Source organism: Chryseobacterium edaphi, from assembly GCF_025628985.1.
Classification (GTDB): domain Bacteria; phylum Bacteroidota; class Bacteroidia; order Flavobacteriales; family Weeksellaceae; genus Chryseobacterium; species Chryseobacterium edaphi.
This window is the reverse complement of the sequence record NZ_JAOTEM010000006.1, coordinates 32,181-55,878: the sequence shown is the minus strand read 5'-3', so window position 1 is coordinate 55,878 and position 23,698 is coordinate 32,181. Positions and strand designations below refer to the sequence as shown.

General features: G+C 33.5%; 22 protein-coding genes. 11 read left to right on the top strand and 11 right to left on the bottom strand.

What is annotated here, in order from left to right:
* Positions 1-11 precede the first annotated feature (11 nt).
* A complete protein-coding gene (gene ribA / locus NZ698_RS18030) occupies positions 12-605 on the top strand; it encodes a GTP cyclohydrolase II (protein ID WP_263004639.1) in 594 nt (197 codons plus the stop codon).
* A 94-nt stretch (positions 606-699) separates the two neighbouring features.
* Here the strand turns inward: ribA and NZ698_RS18025 are convergent, their stop codons facing one another.
* Positions 700-1,224 (bottom strand): hypothetical protein, encoded by a 525-nt coding sequence (locus tag NZ698_RS18025; protein WP_263004638.1) that lies wholly within the window; start codon positions 1,222-1,224, stop codon positions 700-702.
* A gap of 115 nt (positions 1,225-1,339) precedes the next feature.
* Between NZ698_RS18025 and NZ698_RS18020 the strand changes: the two genes are divergently transcribed.
* The 7 genes from NZ698_RS18020 (at position 1,340) to NZ698_RS17990 (ending at position 7,200) form a co-directional block, all read left to right on the top strand.
* Complete coding sequence (locus tag NZ698_RS18020; protein WP_263004637.1) at positions 1,340-3,043, top strand: glycoside hydrolase family 3 protein; 1,704 nt, start codon at positions 1,340-1,342, stop codon at positions 3,041-3,043.
* 16 nt (positions 3,044-3,059) lie between these two features.
* On the top strand, positions 3,060-3,719 hold the full coding sequence (locus NZ698_RS18015; protein WP_263004636.1) for a hypothetical protein: 660 nt from the start codon (positions 3,060-3,062) through the stop codon (positions 3,717-3,719).
* A gap of 3 nt (positions 3,720-3,722) precedes the next feature.
* Positions 3,723-4,871 (top strand): N-acetyl-alpha-D-glucosaminyl L-malate synthase BshA, encoded by a 1,149-nt coding sequence (gene bshA / locus NZ698_RS18010; RefSeq protein ID WP_263004635.1) that lies wholly within the window; start codon positions 3,723-3,725, stop codon positions 4,869-4,871.
* 15 nt (positions 4,872-4,886) lie between these two features.
* Positions 4,887-5,114, top strand: coding sequence for a hypothetical protein (locus NZ698_RS18005; RefSeq protein ID WP_263004634.1), 228 nt, complete (start codon positions 4,887-4,889; stop codon positions 5,112-5,114).
* An 82-nt stretch (positions 5,115-5,196) separates the two neighbouring features.
* On the top strand, positions 5,197-6,471 hold the full coding sequence (locus NZ698_RS18000; protein ID WP_263004633.1) for a DUF2851 family protein: 1,275 nt from the start codon (positions 5,197-5,199) through the stop codon (positions 6,469-6,471).
* Positions 6,464-6,685 (top strand): PspC family transcriptional regulator, encoded by a 222-nt coding sequence (locus NZ698_RS17995; protein ID WP_263004632.1) that lies wholly within the window; start codon positions 6,464-6,466, stop codon positions 6,683-6,685. Before NZ698_RS18000 ends, NZ698_RS17995 begins: the two co-directional genes overlap by 8 nt.
* Positions 6,686-6,687: 2 nt before the next feature.
* Positions 6,688-7,200 carry a GNAT family N-acetyltransferase gene (locus tag NZ698_RS17990; protein ID WP_263004631.1) on the top strand — a complete coding sequence of 171 codons (513 nt, stop codon included), beginning with the start codon at positions 6,688-6,690 and terminating at the stop codon, positions 7,198-7,200.
* A 3-nt stretch (positions 7,201-7,203) separates the two neighbouring features.
* On the opposite strand, the gene NZ698_RS17985 is transcribed toward NZ698_RS17990, so the two are convergent.
* Genes NZ698_RS17985 through NZ698_RS17975 form a run of 3 tightly spaced genes read right to left on the bottom strand, consistent with a single transcriptional unit; the run spans position 7,204 to position 9,557 of the window.
* Positions 7,204-8,010, bottom strand: coding sequence for a hypothetical protein (locus tag NZ698_RS17985; RefSeq protein ID WP_263004630.1), 807 nt, complete (start codon positions 8,008-8,010; stop codon positions 7,204-7,206).
* Positions 8,007-8,804: a carboxypeptidase regulatory-like domain-containing protein gene (locus tag NZ698_RS17980; RefSeq protein WP_263004629.1), complete on the bottom strand. Its 798-nt coding sequence runs from the start codon at positions 8,802-8,804 to the stop codon at positions 8,007-8,009. Before NZ698_RS17980 ends, NZ698_RS17985 begins: the two co-directional genes overlap by 4 nt.
* Before the next feature lie 6 nt (positions 8,805-8,810).
* The gene (locus NZ698_RS17975) at positions 8,811-9,557 is read right to left on the bottom strand and encodes a carboxypeptidase-like regulatory domain-containing protein (protein ID WP_263004628.1); all 747 of its coding nucleotides are present in this window, start codon (positions 9,555-9,557) and stop codon (positions 8,811-8,813) included.
* Positions 9,558-9,739: 182 nt separating this feature from the next.
* Here NZ698_RS17975 and NZ698_RS17970 point away from each other — a divergent pair, with 182 nt between their 5' ends.
* Together NZ698_RS17970 and NZ698_RS17965 are read left to right on the top strand one after the other, a co-directional pair.
* Positions 9,740-12,880: a UvrD-helicase domain-containing protein gene (locus tag NZ698_RS17970; protein WP_263004627.1), complete on the top strand. Its 3,141-nt coding sequence runs from the start codon at positions 9,740-9,742 to the stop codon at positions 12,878-12,880.
* Between the two features lie 33 nt (positions 12,881-12,913).
* Positions 12,914-13,486, top strand: a complete 573-nt coding sequence (locus tag NZ698_RS17965) for an outer membrane beta-barrel protein (RefSeq protein WP_263004626.1) — start codon at positions 12,914-12,916, stop codon at positions 13,484-13,486.
* Between the two features lie 81 nt (positions 13,487-13,567).
* Here the strand turns inward: NZ698_RS17965 and NZ698_RS17960 are convergent, their stop codons facing one another.
* The 7 genes from NZ698_RS17960 to folE form a co-directional block, all read right to left on the bottom strand.
* Complete coding sequence (locus NZ698_RS17960; protein WP_263004625.1) at positions 13,568-14,077, bottom strand: ferritin; 510 nt, start codon at positions 14,075-14,077, stop codon at positions 13,568-13,570.
* 132 nt (positions 14,078-14,209) lie between these two features.
* Positions 14,210-14,674, bottom strand: a complete 465-nt coding sequence (locus NZ698_RS17955) for a DUF4890 domain-containing protein (protein ID WP_263004624.1) — start codon at positions 14,672-14,674, stop codon at positions 14,210-14,212.
* Between the two features lie 185 nt (positions 14,675-14,859).
* Positions 14,860-15,897, bottom strand: coding sequence for a hypothetical protein (locus NZ698_RS17950; protein WP_263004623.1), 1,038 nt, complete (start codon positions 15,895-15,897; stop codon positions 14,860-14,862).
* Between the two features lie 141 nt (positions 15,898-16,038).
* Entirely contained in the window at positions 16,039-18,690 is a 2,652-nt protein-coding gene (locus NZ698_RS17945; protein WP_263004622.1) for a 4-alpha-glucanotransferase, read from the bottom strand.
* A gap of 129 nt (positions 18,691-18,819) precedes the next feature.
* Entirely contained in the window at positions 18,820-19,983 is a 1,164-nt protein-coding gene (locus tag NZ698_RS17940; RefSeq protein ID WP_263004621.1) for a T9SS type A sorting domain-containing protein, read from the bottom strand.
* A 202-nt stretch (positions 19,984-20,185) separates the two neighbouring features.
* Positions 20,186-21,652 (bottom strand): cysteine--tRNA ligase, encoded by a 1,467-nt coding sequence (gene cysS, locus NZ698_RS17935; protein ID WP_263004620.1) that lies wholly within the window; start codon positions 21,650-21,652, stop codon positions 20,186-20,188.
* 123 nt (positions 21,653-21,775) lie between these two features.
* Complete coding sequence (folE, locus tag NZ698_RS17930; protein ID WP_056076172.1) at positions 21,776-22,444, bottom strand: GTP cyclohydrolase I FolE; 669 nt, start codon at positions 22,442-22,444, stop codon at positions 21,776-21,778.
* A gap of 63 nt (positions 22,445-22,507) precedes the next feature.
* Between folE and NZ698_RS17925 the strand changes: the two genes are divergently transcribed.
* The gene (locus NZ698_RS17925; RefSeq protein ID WP_368407666.1) at positions 22,508-23,698 is read left to right on the top strand and encodes a hypothetical protein; all 1,191 of its coding nucleotides are present in this window, start codon (positions 22,508-22,510) and stop codon (positions 23,696-23,698) included.

Here is a 23,698-nt window from a genome sequence, read left to right as displayed (position 1 = left end):
CTTACAAGTAAATGATTAAAATTCAGGCGGAAGCAAATGTTCCTACAGAGCACGGGAATTTCCGAATGATAGCTTTTTCTGAAGAATCTACCGATTGGATGCCACATATGGCGATCATCGCTGAAAATACAGATTTTTCGAAGCCCGTCAATGTTCGTTTTCATTCCGAATGTATTACCGGTGAAGTTTTCCACTCTCAAAAATGTGAATGCGGACAACAGTTAGACGCTGCAATGAAATATACACAGGAGAATGGCGGAATCATTGTATATCTTCGTCAGGAAGGAAGAAACATTGGAATTATCAATAAATTAAAAGCTTATTCACTTCAAGAAAAAGGTTTTGATACCGTTGCAGCGAATCTAGAGTTAGGCTTACCTGCGGATGACAGAAATTTTTCTGTTGCTATTGAAATACTTAATATTTTAGGTGTAGAAAATATCAATCTTCTAACCAACAATCCTGAAAAAGTAAAATACGTTGAAGAAAGTAATATCAACCTTAATTCAAGAATTCCTTTACAGATTCCTGCGAATGATTCAAGCCGAGGATATTTACAGACTAAAAAAGATTACTTCGGACATCTTCTGGATGAAGAGGATTAATTAAAAAAGATTTAATTTATATCAATCAAGAAAAAAGCAAAGCTCCGGGAATTTCCCGGAGCTTTTTAATTATAAAAAACTGAAAAGATATATTTTAATTGACTTTCGTGTTAATTACATTTGAGTCATTTAAGTTATAATATTTAATTACTGTATTGTAATTATTGTAATCAACAGCATTTGACCCTTTTGCCTGACTAGCAGGGACTAAAACAATTCTGAATCTCTGATTGTTTAAATACTGATTTGCTTCGGTAGAATTTAATCCAGTTGCTAAATTAAAATTCTGATCATCAACACTTATCTGTACATTCTGAGTATCAAAAACAAAATTATACTGGAATTCTCTACCAGTAGGCAAACCTGTAACATCTGGTAAATACATCATCTTAGGAATTAGCTGCCAAGAATCTCCTAAATATCTATATACTAAAACTACGTCTGTTGATTCAATATTAATACCTTGCGTTATTGCATAGGTGTTTGCACTTGTAAATGTACCAGTAACATCTCTTACTTGAGAATAAGTATCAAAATCCTGATCATCGTCATCATCTTTACAGCTGAATATAAATAAACTGACCATTGCCAGCATTAAAATTGGAAAAAATTTTCTCATTTTATTTAAATTAATATTATTAGTAATTAGTCCGAATCAAAACATATACCAAAAAACTCAAAAACTTTGTTTATGCTGTTTTTTTTAATTGTATTTTTGTTCTTATTCAAAAAACATGAACAAAGTAGCAATTCAATTACTCTTCATTATACTTTTTATAAACTCTCAGCTTTCAGCACAATATCAGCCGAAAAACATTTCTCATTCAGATCAGAAAAAAGCTCAGCAATGGGTTGATAAAACTTACAACGCTCTTTCGCAGGACGAAAAACTGGGACAACTTTTCATAGTAGCACTTTACACCAACAAAGATGAAAATCATATCAATCAGGTAAGAAATATTGTTACCAACGATAAAATCGGCGGGTTGATTCTGATGCAGGATGATGCAGCAAGAGAAATCAACTTAGTTAACGAATTTCAGCAAAAATCGAAAGTTCCATTAATGATCGGGATGGATGCTGAGTGGGGTTTATATCAGAGAATTGCTACAGCACACAAGTTTCCTTGGGCGATGACTTTGGGAGCTATTCAGGATAAAAACTTGATTTATCAAATGGCGGCAAAAATCGCTGAAGATTGTAAAAGAATGGGAATCAACTGGGATTTTGCTCCGGTTGTAGATGTCAACACCAATCCAAAAAATCCAATCATTGGCAACAGAAGTTTCGGTTCGGATGTTTTTAACGTAACACAATCAGCACTCTCCTATTCCAATGGTTTGCAGGATAATAATATTTTAGCCGCAATAAAACATTTTCCGGGACACGGTGATACAAATACCGATTCGCATTTAGACCTTCCAGTGGTTTCACATAATTTAGAAAGATTAAATTCGATCGAATTAGCCCCTTTCAAAGCTTTGATGGACAAAGGAATTGGCGGTGTGATGGTTGCCCATCTTTATGTTCCGAGTCTGGAATCAGGAAAAGGCATTCCTGCATCAATTTCAAAAAATATTGTTACAGGTTTATTAAAAGAAAAATTTGGATATAAAGGCTTAATTATCACCGATGCTCTCAACATGGGTGCAGTCGCCAACAAATATAATCCCGGCGAATTAGACGCTTTAGCTTTCAGAGCAGGAAATGACATTATGCTTTTCTCACAAGGAGTTGCTGAAGGTAAAAAACTGATCCAGAAAGCAATTGACAATGGTGAAATTTCGCAAAAAAGAGTGGAAGAAAGCGTAAAAAAAATTCTATTGACTAAATATTACTTAGGATTAAATGAATACACTCCCAAGAATCCTGAAAACATAAATCAGGATATTAATAATGATTCTCACAGAATATTGGTTCAAAATCTTTATTCAAACGCATTAACGTTAATTAAAGACGAAAAAAAATTACTTCCATTGAACTGCAAAAACACTTGCTATTATGTTCCTTTGGAAGAAGCACCTTACCAGACTTTTGCGGATCAGCTAAATTTAAACTCGACAGTTGTTATTAAAAAAGCTTCTGAAATAAATACAATTCCTGCTAATTCTACAGTGATTGTAGGTTTTCATAAAGATAATTCAACAGCTTACAAACCTTATAAGATTTCAACAGAATCAAAAAAGGTCTTGGCAGATTTAACTAAAAATCAAAATGTAATTTTAAATGTTTTCGGAAGTGCTTATGCTTTAAAAGATATCGATTTGTCTAAAGTTTCCACTGTTTTGGTTTCTTACGAAAACAATGATGACTCAATGACTACGACAGCAAATGCAATCAACGGAAAAACAAAAATCTGGGGAAAACTTCCGGTTTTAGTGAATGATCAACTGAAACCCGGAATGGGAATGACTTTAGAAGTTGTAACTAAAAAATAAACAATACAAACTACTGATGAAAACAAATCTTAAATTTCTTACAATCATTCTAATGGCATTCGCTCACCATTTTGCAGCCCAAAACTTTACAGCCACGTTGTTTTATCTTGATGGTGCAACTAGAAAAGGTAAAGCTGATGCGGTTCTAAATGGAGAAACCAAGCTTTTATTTAAAGATGATGACACACAGAAAAAAGAAAAAATAAAAGTCCAATTGCTAGATAAAGTGGAATATACTGATAAAAAAACAGGAGAGATTATCACTTTAGAATTAAAAGAATTTAATTATTATCAAGGTTCAGAAAATGAGAAAACTGAATACAACTGGATGAGAAAAATATCTAGCGGAGATATTTCAACATATGTTTCTGACAGCTATGACGGAGGAATAAAAAATAACGGATACTATTATACAGTAACACCTTCTACTCTTACAAATTATTTTTTCCAATATAAAAACGACAAACCAACTATGATCTATTTTATTAATAGCACATGGACGCCCAATAAAAAAAATATAGTCAAAAGGCATGTGAAAAATTTCTTTAAAGATAAATGCCCTCAGTTGGTAACTGATTTTGAAAGTGAAAATTTAGAAATCAAAGATCATAAAGTTAGTGTTCTTCTTGAATATTACGAAAAGAACTGTAACTCAAACCAAAATACAACCAAATAACAAATGAAAATAGGCATACTTTGCTACCCAACATACGGCGGAAGCGGAATCGTGGCAACAGAACTCGGGATGTCTCTTGCCAACAAAGGATATGAGGTACACTTCATCAGTTCGGCACTTCCTGCAAGACTAGATATTACCAATCCGAATATTTTCTTTCACAAAGTAAATGTTCAGACCTATCCGCTTTTTCAATATCAACCGTATGATATTGCATTGAGCTCGATGATTTACCGTGTTGTAAATCTTTACAAATTAGATCTGCTTCATGCACATTATGCAATTCCATATGCTTATGCAGCATTTACGGCAAAGCAAATGCTGAAAGAAGACAATAACGATATTCCTCTGGTAACAACACTTCATGGAACAGATATTACATTGGTTGGACAGCATCCTAGCTACAAACATGCCGTTGAATTTTCAATCAATCAGTCGGATGCGATAACTTCCGTTTCCGAAAGTCTGAAAAAAGATACGCTGCAGTTTTTTCATATTAAAAAAGAGATTCAGGTCATCACCAATTTCATTGACAATTCCGAATTTGATGAACTTAATGAATGTCAGAGAACCCAATTTGCAAGTGCTGATGAAAAAATCCTGATTCATGTTTCCAATTTACGTCCGGTAAAACGTGTTGAGGAAGTTCTTCAAATCTTCAAAAGTGTAGAAAAGAAAGTTAAGTCTAAATTAATCATCATCGGTGAAGGACCGGATATGGAAAAAGTGAACCAGTTTTTGGAGGAAAATCCGGAATTGATTTCGAAAATCCGTCTTTTGGGTAAAGTAAATGATCTTTATAGAATTTTACGACTTTCAGACGTGTTTTTGCTTCCTTCTGAGCAGGAAAGCTTTGGTTTGGCAGCATTGGAAGCGATGGCTGCAAATACGCCGGTCATCAGTTCCAACGCAGGTGGAATTCCTGAAGTCAACATTCAGGGTGAGACAGGATTTTTAGCAGAAATTGGAAATGTGGAAGCGATGAGCAATTACACGATTAAGCTTCTTAGCAACGAAGAATTATTAGCTCAAATGAAAATCAACGCTAAAGAACAGGCGATTAAATTTGACCTGAAAAATATTCTTCCTATCTATGAAGAAATGTATACAACTACGATTGCAAACTTTAACAAAGAATTTTCTAAAGCTTAAAGCATCATAATTATATTGAGCAAATCAACCCTTTCAGCGTTTAAAACGCTGAAAAGGTTTTTTAATTACAAATTCCCCGAAAGCTTCCTGCAGTGTGCAGCAATGTTTCGGGACTTCACGAAAGTTTCATGCAGAGTGCAGGAAGCTTTCGGAGGTTCCGGAAAGCACCTTGCAGGGGTGCGAGAGACTTTCCCTGCTTCCGGAAAGTCTGTTGCGAGGGTGCAGGAAACTTTCCGGAAATAGAATTATAAATATTTTATGAATTTCAATTTAAGCGACATTTAAAATTTAATTTTTCTTACATTAGTTGCAATAAACACAACCGATGAACGAAAAACTGCTGCAATATCTGTGGAATTTTAAAATATTTACTATTTACAATTTTAAAGATCTTAAAGGAAATCCCATCGAAATTTTAGATTACGGAACGTGGAACACAGATTCCGGACCAGATTTTCTGATGGCAAAGATTAAGATCAACAATATCATTCTTGCCGGCAATATTGAGCTTCACGTAAAATCATCCGACTGGATTTTTCACAATCATTCAAAAGATCCGAACTATCAAAATATCATTCTTCACGTCGTTTATCAAAATGATGCAGACATTGAGGAATTTAAAAACAAGAATATTCCGACTCTTGAATTACGAAATCATATTGATCAGAGTATTTATGGAAAGTACGAGAAATTATTAAAAGAAACTCAGTTTATCCCCTGTGAAGATCTATTTAATCCTGATAAAATTCAGATTGATTTTTATGAAGAAAGTTTACTGAAAAAACTTGAAGAGAAATCTTCTGAGCTTGAAAAAGATCTTGAAATTCACAAAAATAATTACGAAGCCGTTCTCTTCCATAGTCTTGCCTACTCTTTCGGGTTGAAGGTGAATGCAAATTTATTTAAACAAATTGCAGAAAGTATTGATTTTACAGTTTTTGGTAAAATCCGACAAAACAAAACACAATTAGAATCTTTATTATTTGGTATTTCCGGTTGGCTTGAAAAACCAGAAGACGAACAAATGAAAATATGGAAGCGAGAATTTGATTTCCTCAAGGCCAAATTTGGTATTTCCGATTTGGTAATCCGTCCGAAATTTTTAAGATTACGGCCACCAAATTTTCCAACAATCCGTTTGTCACAACTCGCCGATCTTTATCATCAGCATCAAAATTTATTTTCAAAGATTATTAATGCTAAAAATTCTGATGAACTGATGGAGATTTTCAGCAATACAAAAGCATCCGAATATTGGGATAATCACTTTAATTTTGGAAAGATTTCGCCGGTTGACCAACTAAAAATTGTATCTAAAGACTTTATTGAGCTGATTATTTTAAATACTGTTTTACCTTTAAAATATCATTACCACAAAAATCATCATGAAGAAATTGCAGATGAAATTCTGACTTTTTACAGACAGATTTCCGCTGAAAAAAACTCAATTGTTGATGGCTGGAAAAATTCAGGTTTAAAAGTAAAAACCGCACTACAAACTCAAAGCTTGATTTATCACTACAAAAATTACTGCACAGCAAAAAATTGCTTAAATTGCAGCATAGGATTTAAAATTTTAAAAGAAGACAATCATGTTTAGCAATCTGCGTCACAAGATGGAAAGAGAATGGTTTGGAGTACTCACAAGGATGGGTGCCAAATTGGGAATTCCGGTTTCTAAACTTCGTGTTTTCTTCATTTATTCAACTTTTGCAACCGCAGGATTTTTCTTTTTAATTTATCTTGGTCTCGCTTTTACACTTTGGATAAAAGATATTTTCATTACCAGAAGACCGAGTGTCTTTGATTTATAATTATGGAATTTTTACAGATCACCTCGCCTGATGATTATCGTGTGCAGCAAATTTACGACTCTTACGCTTCGAGCTTTCCCGAAGATGAAAGACGTGACTGGTACAAATTTGTGCGGCTATTTGAGCATCCGCAGGTAAAAGTAATTTCCGTTTTAAATGAAACTGAAAACATTGGTTATCTTATTCTTTGGGAGTTGAGTTGTTTTGTTTTTGTTGAACATTTTGAAGTCTTCTCTGAATTTAGAAATCAGAAATTGGGTTCTCACATTACAGATTATTTATTTCAAAATCATCCGAAAATCATTCTTGAAATCGAACCACAACATCTTAATGAAGATTCTCAACGACGTTTCTCGTTTTACCAAAGAAATGGTTTTCATCTGATCGATGAAATGTACATTCAGCCAAGTTATGGTGAAGGAAAAAAGCCTCTTGCTTTGTGGCTTTTAGCCAATTATCATCCGGAACATCTTGTAGAAGTAAAAGATGAGATTTACGATGTGATTTATCATTAACCTTTATTGACTTAATTTATTCAGTTTAGCATATTCTATAAATGCAGTTTTCAGTTCATACTCAATTTCATCAGGTTTGAAATCTTTTCTAAATCTTTTTGAAAGATGATTTACCCGTTCTGCATATAAAAGAAAATGATCAATTCCCTCCTCATTCATGCCATATCGTGTTAGAAAACTCAAATCAAGTTCTGTTTTTATTTTTGCTAAAAAACTTTGTGTTTCCACATAAGTTGGTGCTGTAATTTTAGGCTTTGAAGATTTTTTGATGAGTCTCACAGCTTCACCGAAAACATTCAGTAAATTGACATGACCTGCCTGAAAATCATGCCCCTGAAATGTTTTTGGAATTTCATTAATCGGAACAGGTTCACTCATAGGAGTTTTCATATAATCTTCCATAGACGATTTTAACGAGGCCACTTTTCTTGAATCGCTATAATATTTGATATCTTTCTCAAGATTCCCTGTTGGCTTATATTTGATCGATACTTCCGGAATTAAAGTTTCTATCCGAAGAAGAATTACATTCATCCGGGAATTTAAATTTTCTTTTTTGATGATTCTGTCTGTACGGTAAAAATTCTCCTTTACAAATCGCAACTCATCATTTTCCGCTGCTTCAATTGTAAAACTTCCCGAAACATCACTTGTAGACTTCAGATTTTTTGAAACGTTAAAAACCAAAACAAAACCTATGCTTATTTGATGATTGTCCGTAATTTTTCCCGAAACTCTCTGCTGGGAAAAAATTTGCTTAAAAATTAAAGAAAAAGAACAGATAAGAAATTTGGTAAAAATAGTTTTCACTTAGTGCTGTTTTTTGTTTGAGACTTCACCCTTTCAATATATTTAGGAATCACTTTTTCAATCTCGAAAACGACTCCGTTAATATTTTTTGCTTTTACAAACTCTAATGTTCTTGGGTTTTCAAGAAATGCAAATTGTAAAAATTCACGAATCTGATTTTCAGCAATTCCCTGATTTGTAAAATAATCAGAATCAAGTCTGCTCACCACCCATTTCAGATGTCTCTGCAAATCTTCAAACTTGTAAAGATTTTTCATTCTGCGCGCATCTCCGCTGATTACTTTGTACAAAGCATCAATATTGATTGCAGCCATAGGAAAACCAATCACGAATGCATCGGAAAGTTCAGGTGCCTTTTCCCGTGCGACTTCCGGCGGTCTTGGAAGACCAATATCTTTTTGTAGTTTTGCCACTTTATCTTCTTTGGCAAGTCTTTTAGAATCTTTATTTAAATTTCCTGTGAGATTCAGAATTTCAACTTCTTTTATTTCCTCTGGAATTCTGATTAGGATAATATTTAACGAAGAATCATAATCAAAAATCCTTTTAGAAAACCTTTCATAACCGGCTTTTGAAAACCTGATTTCGTCATTGACAGAAGCTTCAATTGCAAATTTTCCGGAGGCATCACTATACGTTTTTTTATCATTTGAAATATTTACCACCAAAACATTCCCGATCACCATATCATTTTCACTCAATATTCTTCCTGAAATCTTTTGCTGCGAAAAAATGATATTAAAAGATAAGAAAGCAAGACTGATAAAGAATACTTTTGTGAAATAGAATTTCATCACCTCCTACTTTTGTGTTTGAGGTGCTTTATAAGTAGAGATTCTGTTTAAAACAGCTCTTTGAAATCTCATTAAATCGGCATCACTGACAAAACCGTATTTTAAAATACTTTTTCGCTCAAAACCTCCTGCCAAAACATAATAAATAAAATGCTGAACCTGAGAATTTTCTATTTTTAAATCATTAAAATACTGATATCCCAAAGCAGTAACCATATAATTCATGAAATCTACATCGTCCCATTTGTTTTTAACTTTTCCGATCATAAATCCCTGTCCTTTTGGCTGTACAAATTCGCCGGGTTTGGCAGCAAGAATTCTCGGATCAGATTTTTGTTTCATGTAAACCGCTAAATCACTTTTGAGTTTTTCAACTTTTCTTGGAGGATTCAATGTTTTGGTATCTACTTTTAAATCTCCGGTTAAAGCTTTTTTGATTTCGACTTCATCAATCAGTTGTGCGCTTCTTACTAATTTAATATTAATCGGTGAAGTGATATTTGCTCTGGTAACATTTGTATTTACTCTGTCGTAACCACTTTTGATAAAACGAAGATTATCACCCTGTCTTCCGGAAATCATAAAATGACCGTCACGATTGGTTGTAACCCGCTCATCCGTACGAATATTGACAACAGTGACATCAAGCATTTCCATATTATCTTCAGAAGTTACTTTGCCAAAAATAAATTCCTGGGCATTGATACTAACGAAGAAAAATAATGAGAAGATAAATAGTAGTTTACATTTCACGGAATATTGTTTTATGAAGCAAAACTAAAGTAATTTTTATACATTCTGAGAAGTTTAACCACAGTTAACGCTTTTAATACATTTTTTGGAAATTTTCTTTTTTAAACTGTTAAAAACCTATTCGATATTGTTAAAATTCCATTTAAATTTTAATTAAATTGCAGTCTCAATTCTTTCTCATCATGCAGAATTCTTACACAGTAATCAATGCTTCAGCCGGTTCCGGAAAAACTTATGCGCTCGTTCAGAGACTTCTGATGATCTGTTTACGATATCCTTACCAACAGCATTCGATACGGAATATTCTGGCATTGACCTTTACCAATAAAGCAGCAAATGAGATGAAAGAAAGAATTTTATCATGGCTGGGAAATTTTACCGCTGCGAATTATGCTGAAAATGCAGATTTGAAAAACATTCAGACTGCATTTGAAAACGAAGGTCTAAAAATCACACTTGACGAACTTCATTTCAGATCAAAAAAACTATTGGATTACGTTCTTCACAACTACTCTACTTTGAACATTGGAACAATTGACCGTTTTAATTCAAGATTAGTGAGAAGTTTTTCTTACGAATTAGGTTTAGCTAAAAATTTCAATCTGGAAATTGATGCAGAACCTTTTCTGATTGAAGCCGTTGACAAAATGCTTGATCAGATTGGTGAAAACGATAGTATTTCCAATTCGTTTATGGATTATGTGGATTACAGTCTTGATAATAACGAGAAGATTAATTTAAATAAAAACCTTTATGATTCTGCAAAAGAATTTGTAAAAGACATTCATTACGAGCATCTTAAAAACAATAAAAGTTTTGACGACAGCAAATACGAAGACATCAAAAATACGCTTCGTAAAGAAATTGTCATCAACAAAAAACGTTCCTTAGAAATTGCAGAACAATCGATTGAATTATTTAAATCAAAAAATATTGAAATTGACGATTTTTCTGGTGGTAAAAAAAATGGACTAGGATTATTTTTTATCGAAATCAAGAGATTCTTGCATAAAGAAAGACCGGGATTTCCTTTCCCAACAAACGAAGAAAGTGCATTAAATAATATCCAAAAAGGAGCTGCAGCAAAGTCAAAACATAAAGAAAATGAGATTTTTGAAATTCTCGATCAACTTTTAGAAAACAGAATGCAGCTGATTCTTTTATTTATTGAAACTCAGAAAAAAGAAAAAATTCTTTCTGCGCTACTTCCGTTAAAAGTCAATAAAGACATTCAGGATGAGCTGAAAAAAATTGAGGAAGAGAATGATTTGGTTTTACTATCGAAATTTAATATTCTGATTAATGAAAATTTAAAAAATGAGCCTTCTGCTTTTATTTATGAAAAAGTAGGTTCACAGTTTCAGCATTATTTCTTTGATGAATTTCAGGATACTTCAGAGTTGCAATGGCAGAATTTTGTTCCATTGAGAAACCACAGTGTTTCTACAGATGGCACATCTTTCACATTGGTTGGAGATCCGAAACAGAGTATATATCGTTTCCGTGGTGGAGAAAGCAAATTGATGCTTGATATTATTAACAAAAAAGAAATTTCGCCTAAAGACGCTGAATTATTGGTTCTAAAAGAAAATTGGCGAAGTGCAAAAAATATTGTTCAGTTTAATAATGAACTCTATCAATTTCACTCTAATGATCTTGAAGAAGAGCATAAAAATATTTTCGGAATTGATGCCGAGCAAAATTCAAAATCTAAAATTGACGGCCGCGTAAAAGTGAATCTTATTGAAAATCTCACCAAAGAAGATTTTTACAATGATGTTTCCGACAGAATGCAAAAAGACATTCAGGAATGTATTGATAACGGATTCAGATTTTCTGACATCACGATTTTGTGTCGTGGAAATTTTGATATTTTCAGCTATTCTCAGAAACTTGGAAATCTGAAAGTTAATTATAAAGGCGAATCTACCAATATTAAAACGATTTCCGATAAAGGCCTGACTTTAGAATTATCAAATACTTTACAAGCGGTAATCCAGTTTTTGAGATGGGAAACCAATCCGAAGAACAAACCTCATCTGATTATGCTCATGTTTTACCTGAACCGTTTGGGTAGAATTACTATGACAGATTTTAGTTTTGATATCACAGAAATTCTTGCGATTGCTTCACACGAGGAAATTTTAGAATTTATTCAAAATAAATATGCTTTAAAGCTGAAGCAGGATAATTTCCCAAAGTTTAATCTCTACAATTTTGTTGAATATTACATCAACGAATTTGCAGTAGAAAACAAGGAGACCGACTTTCTTCTTAACTTTCTGGAAATGCTTTTCAACTTTACCCAAAACGCCGGTGCAAGTACAAAAGAATTTTTAAAATATTGGGACGAAGAGGCGTCTAAGCATACGATTCAGGCTTCAGAAAATATTGATGCTATTCAGATCATGACAATTCATAAAGCAAAAGGATTGGAGTTTCCTATTGTTTTTATTCCTTTGGAAAATAAAAATTCTGACAGCCAGTTTAATAATTGGTTTGATACAGATGACGATGAAGCTTTGAAATCTGTGAACATTAATCAGTTTAATAAAAGTCTTGAAGCTTACGATCCTGAAATTGAAAAATTTAATAAAATCAATTCTTATAAAAATTTTGTGGACAGGCTTTGTCTGCAATATGTTGCCACGACAAGACCTGTAGAACAACTTTTCTTTTACCTTCAGAAAGCCAATAAAACTTCAAATAATCTTGAGATTTTAGAATTCATTCAATCAAAAAACACTGAAAATCTCGATGAATTTGATTTATACAAAACAGATCCTGAAATGCTGAAAAAACACAGCCAACATAAAAGCTCTTCTTACAAAACGAAAGACATCCAGAATCTGAATAACAAGCACGAAAAAAGCACATCAATAAAGATCGCAACGCCGTCAAAAACTTATCAGGAGCGAAATAAAAAAGTACGTACAGGAATCTTCGTTCATGAGTTGCTTTCAAAAATAAATACTGAAAAAGACATTCATAAGGTTCTCGAAAGTTATCTTTTGGAAGGTCAGATTACTTTAGATGAAAGGGAAGAAATTTATCATGATTTAAAAGAAATCATCAATAAACACTCTGAATTTTTTGACGAAAAATGGGAAGTGATCAATGAAAAAGACATTATGATTTCAGAGAAAGGTATCAGTAAAATTTACAGACCTGATCGCATTCTGAAAAGTGATGAAGGTTGTATCATTGTTGATTTTAAAACCGGACAGGAATCTGAAAAGAACGAAAAACAGATTACAACCTACAAAATTGTGCTGGAAAGTTTGGGAATGAAGGTTTTGAAAACGCAGTTGATTTATTTGTAGAAAAACACAAACAAAAAAGAAATTATTTTTAAGATGAAGTATATTAATGCTGATATTAGAATTTGGAAGAAATTTAGTCAGATTCTTTGTATCGTAATTACAGGAATGATGTTTTCTCAGAATTATCCTCTAAAGTTTGGAATTAAAGCAGGCTGGAATTACTCCAATGTTAATGCAGTAGATGAAAATGGAAATCCATCGGGTTATTTGAGCGGTATTATTGATGAAGTTTATGGTGGTTTAGTAATCGAAAAACAAATTTCAACAAAATCTTATCTACAAGTAACACCCACAGTATCATTTACCGAAGCTGTCACTTTTATTGAGTTACCTGTCTATTTTAAATATAATTTTTACAAAAAATTTACACTACTTGTAGGTCCAAAATTGAATTACATTCCTGATGAACAGTATAATAATTCTTATTATTTTAGGAGAAGACTCGGAATTAGTGGAGATATAGGAGTAGATTATAAAATATCAAATCATTTTACGGTAGAAGGAACTTTCTCAAAAGGATTCACAAAACAGTTTGATCAATTAGTTTTAACTTATTACGAAGCAAGAAGAGATGTTTACAGAATTGGGGTAACTTATTATTTCTAATTCAAAAAGACTTATCTAATAATAAATATTTTCGGCGGCACCTTTGGTGCCGCCGAAACTTTATCCTATTAAGAAAAATGATTATGCGTTTGTATCCGGTACAAAAACTCTTGTTGCCAATTCCTGATCAAAAAGATATAAAGCTGAAGGATTATCGGAAACCATTTTGATTTTAGTTACGTACTGTGATGCACTTGCTTCCTCTTCTACCTGCTCGTTGATAAACCATTGTAAGAAAGAAGTTGTTGCAAAATCTCCTTCGTCGTTTGCATTTTTTACGATGTTAAAAATACTTCTTGTCACTTTCTTTTCGTGCTCCAGAGCTTTTTCGAAAATATCAACTGCATTTTCGAAAATGTGTGGCGGTTTTGCAATTTCACCGATGATAATTTCGCCGCCTACATCGTTCAGATAATCAAACATTTTATCTGCGTGCATCAATTCTTCTTTGCTCTGAACTCTGAAGTAATTGGCAATCCCGTCAAGATCTTTCGCAAAAAACCATGCAGACATTGAAAGATAATATTGAGCAGCATATTGCTCGTGAGCTATTTGTTCGTTGATGAGTTGTGCAATTTTTTCGCTTACCATAATAAAAAATTTATAGTCAAAAATACGTATTAAAAGGCTAAACGAAAAGTTTTAGCAAAATTTAGATTTAATATAAAAAGGGCAGAATTGCTTCTACCCTCATAACATTAAAAAATCAAAATTATAAACTTATTAGTTTACTTGCGGTTGCGGAGCGGGTTTGAAACCACCATGTCTCATTTTTCCTTCTCCCTTTACACCTTTTTCTTTCATCATCGCTCTTCTCTGTTCCATTTTTGCTTTTCTTCCGGCTTGCCATTTATCGTACTGTTCAGGCGAAAGGATTTTCTTCATATCATTATCCATCTGTTGTTTTTTCGCTTTCATCTCCTCCATTTTTGCCTGTCTCTGTTCTTTGTTTTTTTCAAAGTTGTTCTTCATTTCAGACTTTCTCTTTTCGTGAAGATCTTTGATTTGTGCCATTTGGCTTTGGTTAAGATTCAGTTCTTTCTGCATTTCAGCCATTCTTTCCTGCTCTTTTTGCTGCATCTTCTGCTTCATTTCTTCTCTGTTCACCTTTTTATCCTGAGGAACTTGTTGAGCCATTGCAAAACTTCCCATTCCGATAAGCGCTATTGATAATACTAATTTTTTCATTTCGTTTAAATTAATTGGTTTGTTATATCTATTTGATATGTAATTTTAAGGTAAGTTAAATGTTAAATTCACAAATTTTGTTAAATTTTTATATTAATATTTAAATAATTACGAAAAATGAAAAGAGATCAGGTAATAAAACCCGATCTCCACACCACTCAAATATAATATATGAAAATAACTATCTAATTACTTACTAAACCATTTCTGAATCCTCCTGAACTTCTTCCTTCATTTCTATTATTCTGCTGTCTTGGAGCACTATTCTGATTTCTTGGACTTGAACTTTCGTTTCTCTGCTGAGATCTGAAACCTCCGTTTTCTCTTGTTCCATTACTCTCAGATCTTGGAGCAGGAGTTCTTGTTCCACCAGTATTGTTATTTCTGAAACCTCCATTATCATTTCCTCTCACTCCATTGTTTCCATTATTACTTCTTACTCCACCATTTTCTGAGTTTCTGAATCCTCCATTATCATTTCCTCGTACTCCATTATTTCCTCCATTGCTTCTTACCCCACCATTATCAGAATTTCTAAAACCTCCGTTATCTCCTCTCACTCCATTGTTCTGATTTCTGAATCCGCCAGAGTTGTTATTATTTCCATTTCTGAATCCTGAATTTCTCACTACATTTAATGTCGGATTATCATTTCTTCTAAAGCTGTTTCTGTCAACTCTGTAGATATTAATATTGACATTTCTATAACGAGGCATCACCCTAAATCTTGGCGTGTAATACGTTCTTCTGTAATTCTGGAAATATGCAATCGGGCTTTGTCTTCGGTAATAATTGTTTTGAAAAACTACAAATATTCTCGGTCCCAAAATTCTTTCCATTGCATAGAATCTGTCGTAGTACCATCTATCTGGATTGTATCTGTAAAAGTTATTCCAGTTAGAAAAACTTGAGTACAGATTATTCAGATATAAAATCTGATCAATTTGCCAACGGTTGAGTCTGTTTTGCTGAAAAAATACATTCCAGTTTACATTGACTATACTGTTTCTATAATCATTATAATAACTCTGATAATAATCCTGTGGGTAATAATCCTGAGGATAGTTGTAATAATAATCATCCGGGAAATAATTTTGATCATCCTGATCAGAGTAATAGCCATCATTATCTCCGTAGCCATCATTGTACCCGTTGTTTGGATATTGCTGAGCAAACGACAAAGTCGACAAAGTCAAAGCAAATCCCAAAAGTATTTTTTTCATTTCTATAAGCATTAATTGGTTAATTGGTCAGAACTCTCATTCTTGTCTTTTTGATGTAAAGAAAAAAAAGAAGTTAAACCTTAAGGTAAAACTTCTTTCATAATATTTTTAATTAACTGATAATCAATATAATTATTTTCATTAAGATCGACCACTGTCTTTGACCCAATTTGAAATTTTTTGATTAAACTCTGAATTTTCCTTTAAATTTTCAACATTTAAATGCATTCTGTATCGCCAATAGTGTGGAAACACTGCAGGATTATTAATCCTTTCATTGTCCATCACAGGATTTGTCAATTTTTCGTCAGTAGCCAAAAATTCCTGAAGCGGAAAAACAGCCAACATTGCATCATTGTACAAATGTTGCTTCATGATAATTTCTGCCAAATGAGGTTCTAATTGATCTGAAACTCTTCCGTATTGCATCAATTGTTGGTTAAAATACTGCTGCGTAAGTTGCGGATCTTCTTTCCACCATTGTCTCAATGTAGAGCTATCGTGTGATGATGCAGTCACAACATTCATATAACCTGCGTTTTTAGGATTGTAAAAAGGAATCTGTTCAGAAGGCATTCTCTGAACTTTTAATGCAATAATTGCCAATTCATTCATAACATCAGGAACACAATCAGGAACCATTCCCAAATCTTCACCACAAATCAACATTTTTGTTGCATTTAAAATCACCGGAAGTTTTTCCATTGCTTTTTCACGCCACAGATAATCTTGTCTCTTAAAGAAATAATCGTGATACAATTCGTAGATTGCTTTCTTCTCCCAATCAGAAAGATATTTGTAAGATTCTGTTTTGAAAGCATTGAATCTCGGATGATAAACGGTTTGCCCATCTCGTTCTTCTGTTAAAAATAAAACATTGGCACAAAGAGCGATCAACTGATCTTCAATAGAACCCGCTGGCTTTTTCTTGAAATAATCTGAAAGTTTTCTCTGGGTATCAAATTCTTCTTTGAAACTATAAGTTCCATCAAAATGATTATTTAAAAAATCTAAAGCCTTATTGCTTTGCTCTCCGAAATAGTTCCAGAGAATCAGATCATTGATAAACGGTTTGCAATATCTGTCAAAATTAAATGGAATATGTCTTGCCTTAAATTCTTCCAAAACAATAGGAACTGCAGGGTAAAAATAACCTAAAATACCTTGAGTAGCAGAAATGGGCATTCTCCAGATTCTGAAAAATCCAAGGATATGATCGATCCTCATTGCATCAAAATATTGTTCTAATGCTTTGAATCTGTTTTTCCACCATTGATAATCATCTGCTTTCATCGCTTCCCAGTTATAGGTTGGGAATTCCCAGTTTTGTCCTAGTTCTGTAAACTGATCAGGTGGTGCTCCAGCCTGAAAATCCATTCCGAATAATTCCGGTTCTGTCCAGGCTTCTACAGAATGTCTGTAAATACCAATTGGCAGATCTCCTTTTAAAGAAACTCCTAAACTATGAATATAGTCGACAGCGTCTTTTAGTTGTTTATGAAGCTGAAACTGTACCCATGCATGAAGCATCGAAGCCTCATAATCTTTACTTTTAGCGGAGAAAAAAGGAGATATTTTTCCGGCAATATATTTCTTGTGTGTCTTCCACTCATTAAAGTTTGGAGTTTTGTATTTATCTCTCAAAACACAGAAAGCGGAGTAAGGAAGAAGCCATGATTCATTATCTTTAATGAATTTCTTGAAGTTTCTATCTTTGTAGATTTTCTCTTTTTCAGTATTGAAAATCGCTTTCAGATACTTCCATTTTCCCGAAATCATCTTTTCGTAATCGATAAGATCTAATGAATTTAATTCTGCTTTTTCGGTTACATATTCTTCAACTAATTCTTTAGGTAGTTTAAAATCAAGACTATCAATAGAAATATATTGCGGATGCAAAGCGTACACAGAAACTGCTGCGTAAGGATAAGAATCTGTCCACGAATAGTTTGCTGTCGTATCATTGATCGGTAAAATCTGAATGATGCCTAAAGAAGTTTCTTTTGCCCAGTCTGCCAGTTTTTTGAGATCAGAAAATTCACCTACTCCAAAACCATTTTCGCTTCTCAAAGAGAAAACAGGAACAGCAACTCCTGCAGCATGATACATTTGGTAAGATCTGAATTTAAAATAATGATCGGCAGAAATCTGGAGAACATCTTTCTGAAGATTAGGAATAGTATATCTATTGTCACCCGGTTCTACATCAATTAATTTCCCCTGTACTTTATCAAAAATCGCATATTTATAGTGAATCAATTGATTTTCAGCAATCTCAACAGAGGTTTCCCAAATTCCAAAATCGGTCTGAGATAAATGAATTGCTTTCTCACCATCCCAATTTCCAAGTGAAGCTACATTTCCGAATATCACAATTTCCCAATCAGGATTGTAAACCGGAGCTTCAATTCTGAACAGATGCGTATGTTTTTTTAGCACCGTAAGTTTCTGAGATGCAAATTGATTAAGCTTATTATAAAGAACTTTATTATTAAGATAATTTTCAGGAAAATTCTTATTATTCCACTCGTCAAAAACTAAAAACTCTTTGTAATTGTGTGGAAAATTAAGATTATGCGAAACAAATTCTTCTCTTAAAACAGAATTTTTATCATCAACAAGCTGATATCTGTAAGAAATTGATTTTGAAAAGTAATCAACTTCACATTTCCAAAATCCATCTTCGGTATAAAACATTTTATGAATCTGGGAGTTACTTTCATTTTCATCAATGACCAACTGCAGATTTTCACCCGGCTTTGTATGATAGCCAACATTAAAATATAATTTCATCTATATATTTTTTTGATAAAAATAAGGTTTTAAAATTGAAATACAAACGGTTGCAATGTCAAATATTCATTAAAAAAACCTTTTCTCAAGCTTGAAAAAAGGTTCAGTGAATCAGAGAAAAAATCTAAATTATTTTGTTACGAGAATTTTTTTATTCAACAAAGCTTTTCCAGAATCATCTGTAATATTCACAATATATGAACCTGCAACCAAATTTTTAAGATAAATCTGTTGATTTAAATTACCATCTTTTATTGATAATTTTTGTGCTAATACAGCCTTTCCTGAAATATCAAAAATGTTTAATTTAATGTTTCCTTTTAATGTTTTGTCGTTTACATTTAAATAAATAAAATGCTCATCAACTTTCGTTGGATAAACATCCAAATTAGCAAAAACATTCGCAGAAGATGTTCTGTCATTGACAAAATATTTACTTGCCAAATCATAAATATGCAGATTGCTCTCTCCTGAAAGCTGTTTTGCTTCTAAATTTTCAAGACTCAACTCATACATCGAAGCTCCTTTTGCACTCGCAATCACAACTTTACCTTTAGAATTTACTGCAGCTCCGTTTACAGAATAATTTTCAGTAAGGCCTGAGATTTTACCTATAAATTTTGCAATTAATTCTTTAGTTGAAACCTTAAATACGTTTCCTGACGTTGCAAAAACATAAAAATTATTCTCTGCATCAGCAATCATATCACCACCAAAACCGCTTTCAATTGACGTAAAAGAATTCTTACCGTTTGCAGCATCGTCTTTTATAATTCCGAGATCGTTTACAACATACTGATTATTCTTTTTACTGATCTGAAGAAACTGTGTTCCTGAATTATTGATCGCATAGATATTTCGATCATAGCCAGTCGTCATTCTCGTGATATGAGAATTAATATCACATGAGGTCACTCGTGCAACCGTATTTTCAACTAAAGTGATTTCTTTTGTTTTTTGATTTAAAACATAGATGTTTGACGAAAACATCGGCATATAAACCAAATTATCACCAGAAGAATCATAGGCCAAAGCTGCCAAAGTCATAGACTGAGCATGATTGTAGGAAGTTTTATCTTCCACAACAGAAGCTTTTCTAGATTGTGAAATTATTTTCGCTTCTGAAGAAACTCCAAAAATACTTTGACCGGAAGTTCCGTCTGCATTCATCGCACGGAAATCGCTGAATTCAATTCTTGGAGAATCTTTACCTGCCAATGCAAAAATGTCTTGCTGTGCATTGATGGTATTTCCAAGTAATAATAGAATAATAGGGAATAAATGTTTTTTCATATAAGAAATATTTTATTTGTAATTGTTTTAGTCTTACTAAGTTAAACATTTTTTGATTTGCTTTCGAAAATTTATTGGTAAAATTTAAATCTCAATTAAGAAAAAAAAATCTCGCAGATTTTACGGATTTAGTAGACGATTGTATTTAAAAATCTACCTAATCTGTAAAATCTGCGAGATATATAAGTTGAAAAACGTTTCTCTAGTTTAAAACATAGGAAGTTCCGTCTCTTCCGTCTTTCAGTTCGATTCCTTCAGCCAATAGTTTATCTCTGATCTGATCTGAAAGTTCAAAGTTTTTAGATTTTCTGGCCTGATTTCTCAGTTCAATTAAAACCTGTAATGTCTGATCCAGCTTTTCATTATTATTTTCTTCAATATTCTGAAGTCCCAAAACGTCGAATATCAAAGCATTTAAAGTCGATTTTAAATCTGCTAAATCTTCGGTGGAAACTGTTTCTTTTTCCTCTTTTAATGCAAAGATAAATTTCACGGCTTCAAATAAATGCGCAATCAAAACCGGAGAGTTGAAATCGTCTGTCAGAGCATCATACGCTTTGGTTTTCCATTCTTTGAGAATAAAACCAGATTCTTTCTGATCGTTTGGTGTAATTGAATTTAAAACTTTTACCGCCTCCATCATTCTTGTAAATCCTTTTTCGCTGGCAATCATCGCATCATTAGAAATATCCAAAACACTTCTGTAATGCGCCTGAAGAAAGCAGAAACGAACGATTGTAGGATGAAAAGGTTTTTCGAAGAAATCGTTTTCACCTGAAACCAACTGTTTAGGTAATATATAATTTCCGGTCGACTTGCTCATACGCTGTGAATTCATGGTCAGCATGTTGGCGTGCATCCAGTAGTTTACCGGTTCTACATCGTTGCAGGCTTTTCCCTGTGCGATTTCACATTCGTGGTGAGGGAATTTTAAATCCATTCCACCTCCGTGGATATCGAATTTGTCGCCCAGATATTTCGTACTCATTGCAGTACATTCAAGGTGCCATCCAGGAAAACCTTCTCCCCAGGGAGAATTCCAACGCATGATGTGAGCAGGAGAAGCTTTTTTCCACAAGGCAAAATCCTGTGGGTTTTTCTTTTCGCCCTGTCCGTCAAGATCTCTGGTGTTGGCAAAAAGTTCTTCTATATTTCGTTTTGAAAGTTCACCGTAATTCAGACCTCTTTTGTTGTATTGTAAAACATCAAAGTAAACCGAACCGTTGCTTTCGTAAGCAAAACCTTTTTCGATTAATTTCTGAGTCAGTTCGATCTGTTCAACGATGTGACCTGTTGCTGTCGGCTCAATGTTCGGAGGAAGAAGATTAAACATTTCAAGAACTTTGTGAAAATCGACCGTGTACTTTTGAACAATTTCCATGGGTTCCAGTTTTTCAAGACGCGTTTGCTTCACAAAACGGTCGTTATTGACGTCTCCATCGTCGGTAAGGTGGCCTGCATCAGTAATATTTCTTACGTAACGAACTTTATATCCCAAATGCATTAAGCTTCGGTATATAAAATCGAAAGAAAGAAAGGTACGCACATTTCCCAAGTGCACATTGCTGTAAACCGTTGGTCCACAAACATACATCCCGACATTATTTTCGTGGATTGGTGTGAATATTTCTTTTTCCGCTGTGAGCGAATTGTATATTTTTAATTGCATTATTTGATTTGAAATTTGAGGTTTGAAATTTGAAATTAATTCATTACAAATTAGCCACAACAAATAATGGTTGTGATGAAAATCTGGTTTAAAACTTTTTTAAATTTAATCATTTCTATACTTCTAATAATCCAGTTTCGCGTGGCTTCCTACATAATGCAGAAATTCCTGTCTGGTAATCGGATTGGTTCTGAAAATTCCGCTCAATTCCGCAGTAATGGTTGAACTTGCAGTATCCTTTATTCCTCTGCAGTTTACGCACAGGTGTTTTGCATCGATAATGCAGGCAACATTCTGAGTTCCTAAAGCATCTTTTAGGGCATCAACAATCTGCATCGTCAGTCTCTCCTGAACCTGTGGTCTTTTCGCATAGTAATCAACAATTCTGTTGATTTTTGAAAGTCCGATTACGTCACCACTTGAAATATACGCAACGTGTGCTCTTCCGATTATTGGCAGAAAGTGATGCTCGCAGAATGAGTAAACTGTGATGTCTTTTTCCACCAACATCTGGCGGTATTTGTATTTGTTTGAAAATGTAGAAATTCCGGGTTTGTTTTCAGGAAGTAATCCACCGAAAATTTCATTGACATACATTTTTGCAACTCTTTTGGGAGAATCTTTTAATGAATCATCGGTCATATCAAGACCAAGTGTTTCCATGATTTCTCCAAAAAGTTCAGTAATTTTTTCTATTTTTTCCTGTGGCGATTTCTCAAAGGCATCTTCACGAATCGGCGTATGCTCTTTCCCTGTGAAAATATCATCATCGTTATCGGTAAAATCAACCATTTTTATTTATTTTGCAACAAAAATACGGATAAAATTAATTCTATATTTTAATTTAAACCTAAATTGAATTACCTTTCCCATCTAAAGCCGATAAAAAATATGGTCATTGCAGAAGAAGTACTGAATAACGCACAAAAGAGAGAATTTTTGGAGTTTCCCGCGAGACTTTACAAGAATGATGAAGCGTATATTCGACCATTAGATAAAGATATTGAGTTCGTTTTTGATCCGCAGAAAAACAAGTTTTTTGACAACGGTGTCTGCAAGCGTTTTTTATTTTTAAATAAAAATGGCGATACAGTAGGAAAAGTTGCCGTATTCAATCATCAACTTTATCTTCAGGATCAACCAACCGGTGGAATTGGTTTCTTTGATTGTATTAATGATCAGGAAACAGCAAATTTCATTTTTGATTTCTGTAAAAACTGGCTTAAGGAAATCGGAATGGAAGCTATGGATGGCCCTATAAATTTTGGAGAACGGGATAAATTCTGGGGTGTTTTAATAGATGGTTTTACTCCACCTTTGTACGGAATGAACTATAATTTCCCATATTATAAAGATCTTTTTGAGAATTATGGATTTCAGGTGTATTACGATATGTTGTGTTTCAGCAGAAAAGCACATGCTCCTACTTCAAGAATTTTCAACCTGATGCACGCAAAGCATTCTAAAAACGAAAATTTTTCTTCAAAGCCAGTGACTAAAGCGAACATGGATAAGTTTGCCCAGGATTTTTTTGAACTTTACAACAAAACGTGGGAAAGCCATGGAGGCGGTAAGCAGATGAATTTAAAGGAAGTCAAAAAAATGTTTGATAAAATGAAACCAGTAATGAATGAGCACATTGCGTGGTTTGCATATGAAAACAACAAACCGATTGCAATGTGGATCAACATTCCGGATTTGAACCAATGGTTTAAATATTTGAACGGAAAATTCGGATTTTTAGATAAACTGAAATTTTTATATTACAAAGCCACAAAAACCAACACCAAGTTTGTCGGACTGATCTTCGGAGTGGTTCCTGAATGGCAGAATAAAGGCGTGGAAGGTTATTTGATTGTGGAAGCGGCCAATCACTTCAGAGTTGCTACGGAATTTTTAGATTTTGAAATGCAGTGGATCGGGGATTTTAACCCTAAAATGCTGGGGCTGGCAAAACATCTGGAGACTGAAGTTACAAGAAAACTGGCAACCTACCGATATTTATTTGACCGCAACAAAGAGTTTGAAAAGCATCCGACAGTTTAA

Bases quoted from the DNA above. Each gene is read 5' to 3' on its own strand.
- NZ698_RS17940 (WP_263004621.1), bottom strand. From the start codon at position 19,983: ATGAAAAAACATTTATTCCCTATTATTCTATTATTACTTGGAAATACC.
- folE (WP_056076172.1), bottom strand. From the start codon at position 22,444: ATGGTTGATTTTACCGATAACGATGATGATATTTTCACAGGGAAAGAG.
- NZ698_RS17960 (WP_263004625.1), bottom strand. From the start codon at position 14,077: ATGGTAAGCGAAAAAATTGCACAACTCATCAACGAACAAATAGCTCAC.
- NZ698_RS18000 (WP_263004633.1), top strand. From the start codon at position 5,197: ATGAACGAAAAACTGCTGCAATATCTGTGGAATTTTAAAATATTTACT.
- NZ698_RS17945 (WP_263004622.1), bottom strand. From the start codon at position 18,690: ATGAAATTATATTTTAATGTTGGCTATCATACAAAGCCGGGTGAAAAT.
- ribA (WP_263004639.1), top strand. From the start codon at position 12: ATGATTAAAATTCAGGCGGAAGCAAATGTTCCTACAGAGCACGGGAAT.
- bshA (WP_263004635.1), top strand. From the start codon at position 3,723: ATGAAAATAGGCATACTTTGCTACCCAACATACGGCGGAAGCGGAATC.
- NZ698_RS17995 (WP_263004632.1), top strand. From the start codon at position 6,464: ATGTTTAGCAATCTGCGTCACAAGATGGAAAGAGAATGGTTTGGAGTA.
- NZ698_RS18015 (WP_263004636.1), top strand. From the start codon at position 3,060: ATGAAAACAAATCTTAAATTTCTTACAATCATTCTAATGGCATTCGCT.
- NZ698_RS17965 (WP_263004626.1), top strand. From the start codon at position 12,914: ATGAAGTATATTAATGCTGATATTAGAATTTGGAAGAAATTTAGTCAG.
- NZ698_RS18025 (WP_263004638.1), bottom strand. From the start codon at position 1,224: ATGAGAAAATTTTTTCCAATTTTAATGCTGGCAATGGTCAGTTTATTT.
- NZ698_RS17980 (WP_263004629.1), bottom strand. From the start codon at position 8,804: ATGAAATTCTATTTCACAAAAGTATTCTTTATCAGTCTTGCTTTCTTA.
- NZ698_RS17990 (WP_263004631.1), top strand. From the start codon at position 6,688: ATGGAATTTTTACAGATCACCTCGCCTGATGATTATCGTGTGCAGCAA.
- NZ698_RS17970 (WP_263004627.1), top strand. From the start codon at position 9,740: ATGCAGAATTCTTACACAGTAATCAATGCTTCAGCCGGTTCCGGAAAA.
- NZ698_RS17955 (WP_263004624.1), bottom strand. From the start codon at position 14,674: ATGAAAAAATTAGTATTATCAATAGCGCTTATCGGAATGGGAAGTTTT.
- cysS (WP_263004620.1), bottom strand. From the start codon at position 21,652: ATGCAATTAAAAATATACAATTCGCTCACAGCGGAAAAAGAAATATTC.
- NZ698_RS18020 (WP_263004637.1), top strand. From the start codon at position 1,340: ATGAACAAAGTAGCAATTCAATTACTCTTCATTATACTTTTTATAAAC.
- NZ698_RS17950 (WP_263004623.1), bottom strand. From the start codon at position 15,897: ATGAAAAAAATACTTTTGGGATTTGCTTTGACTTTGTCGACTTTGTCG.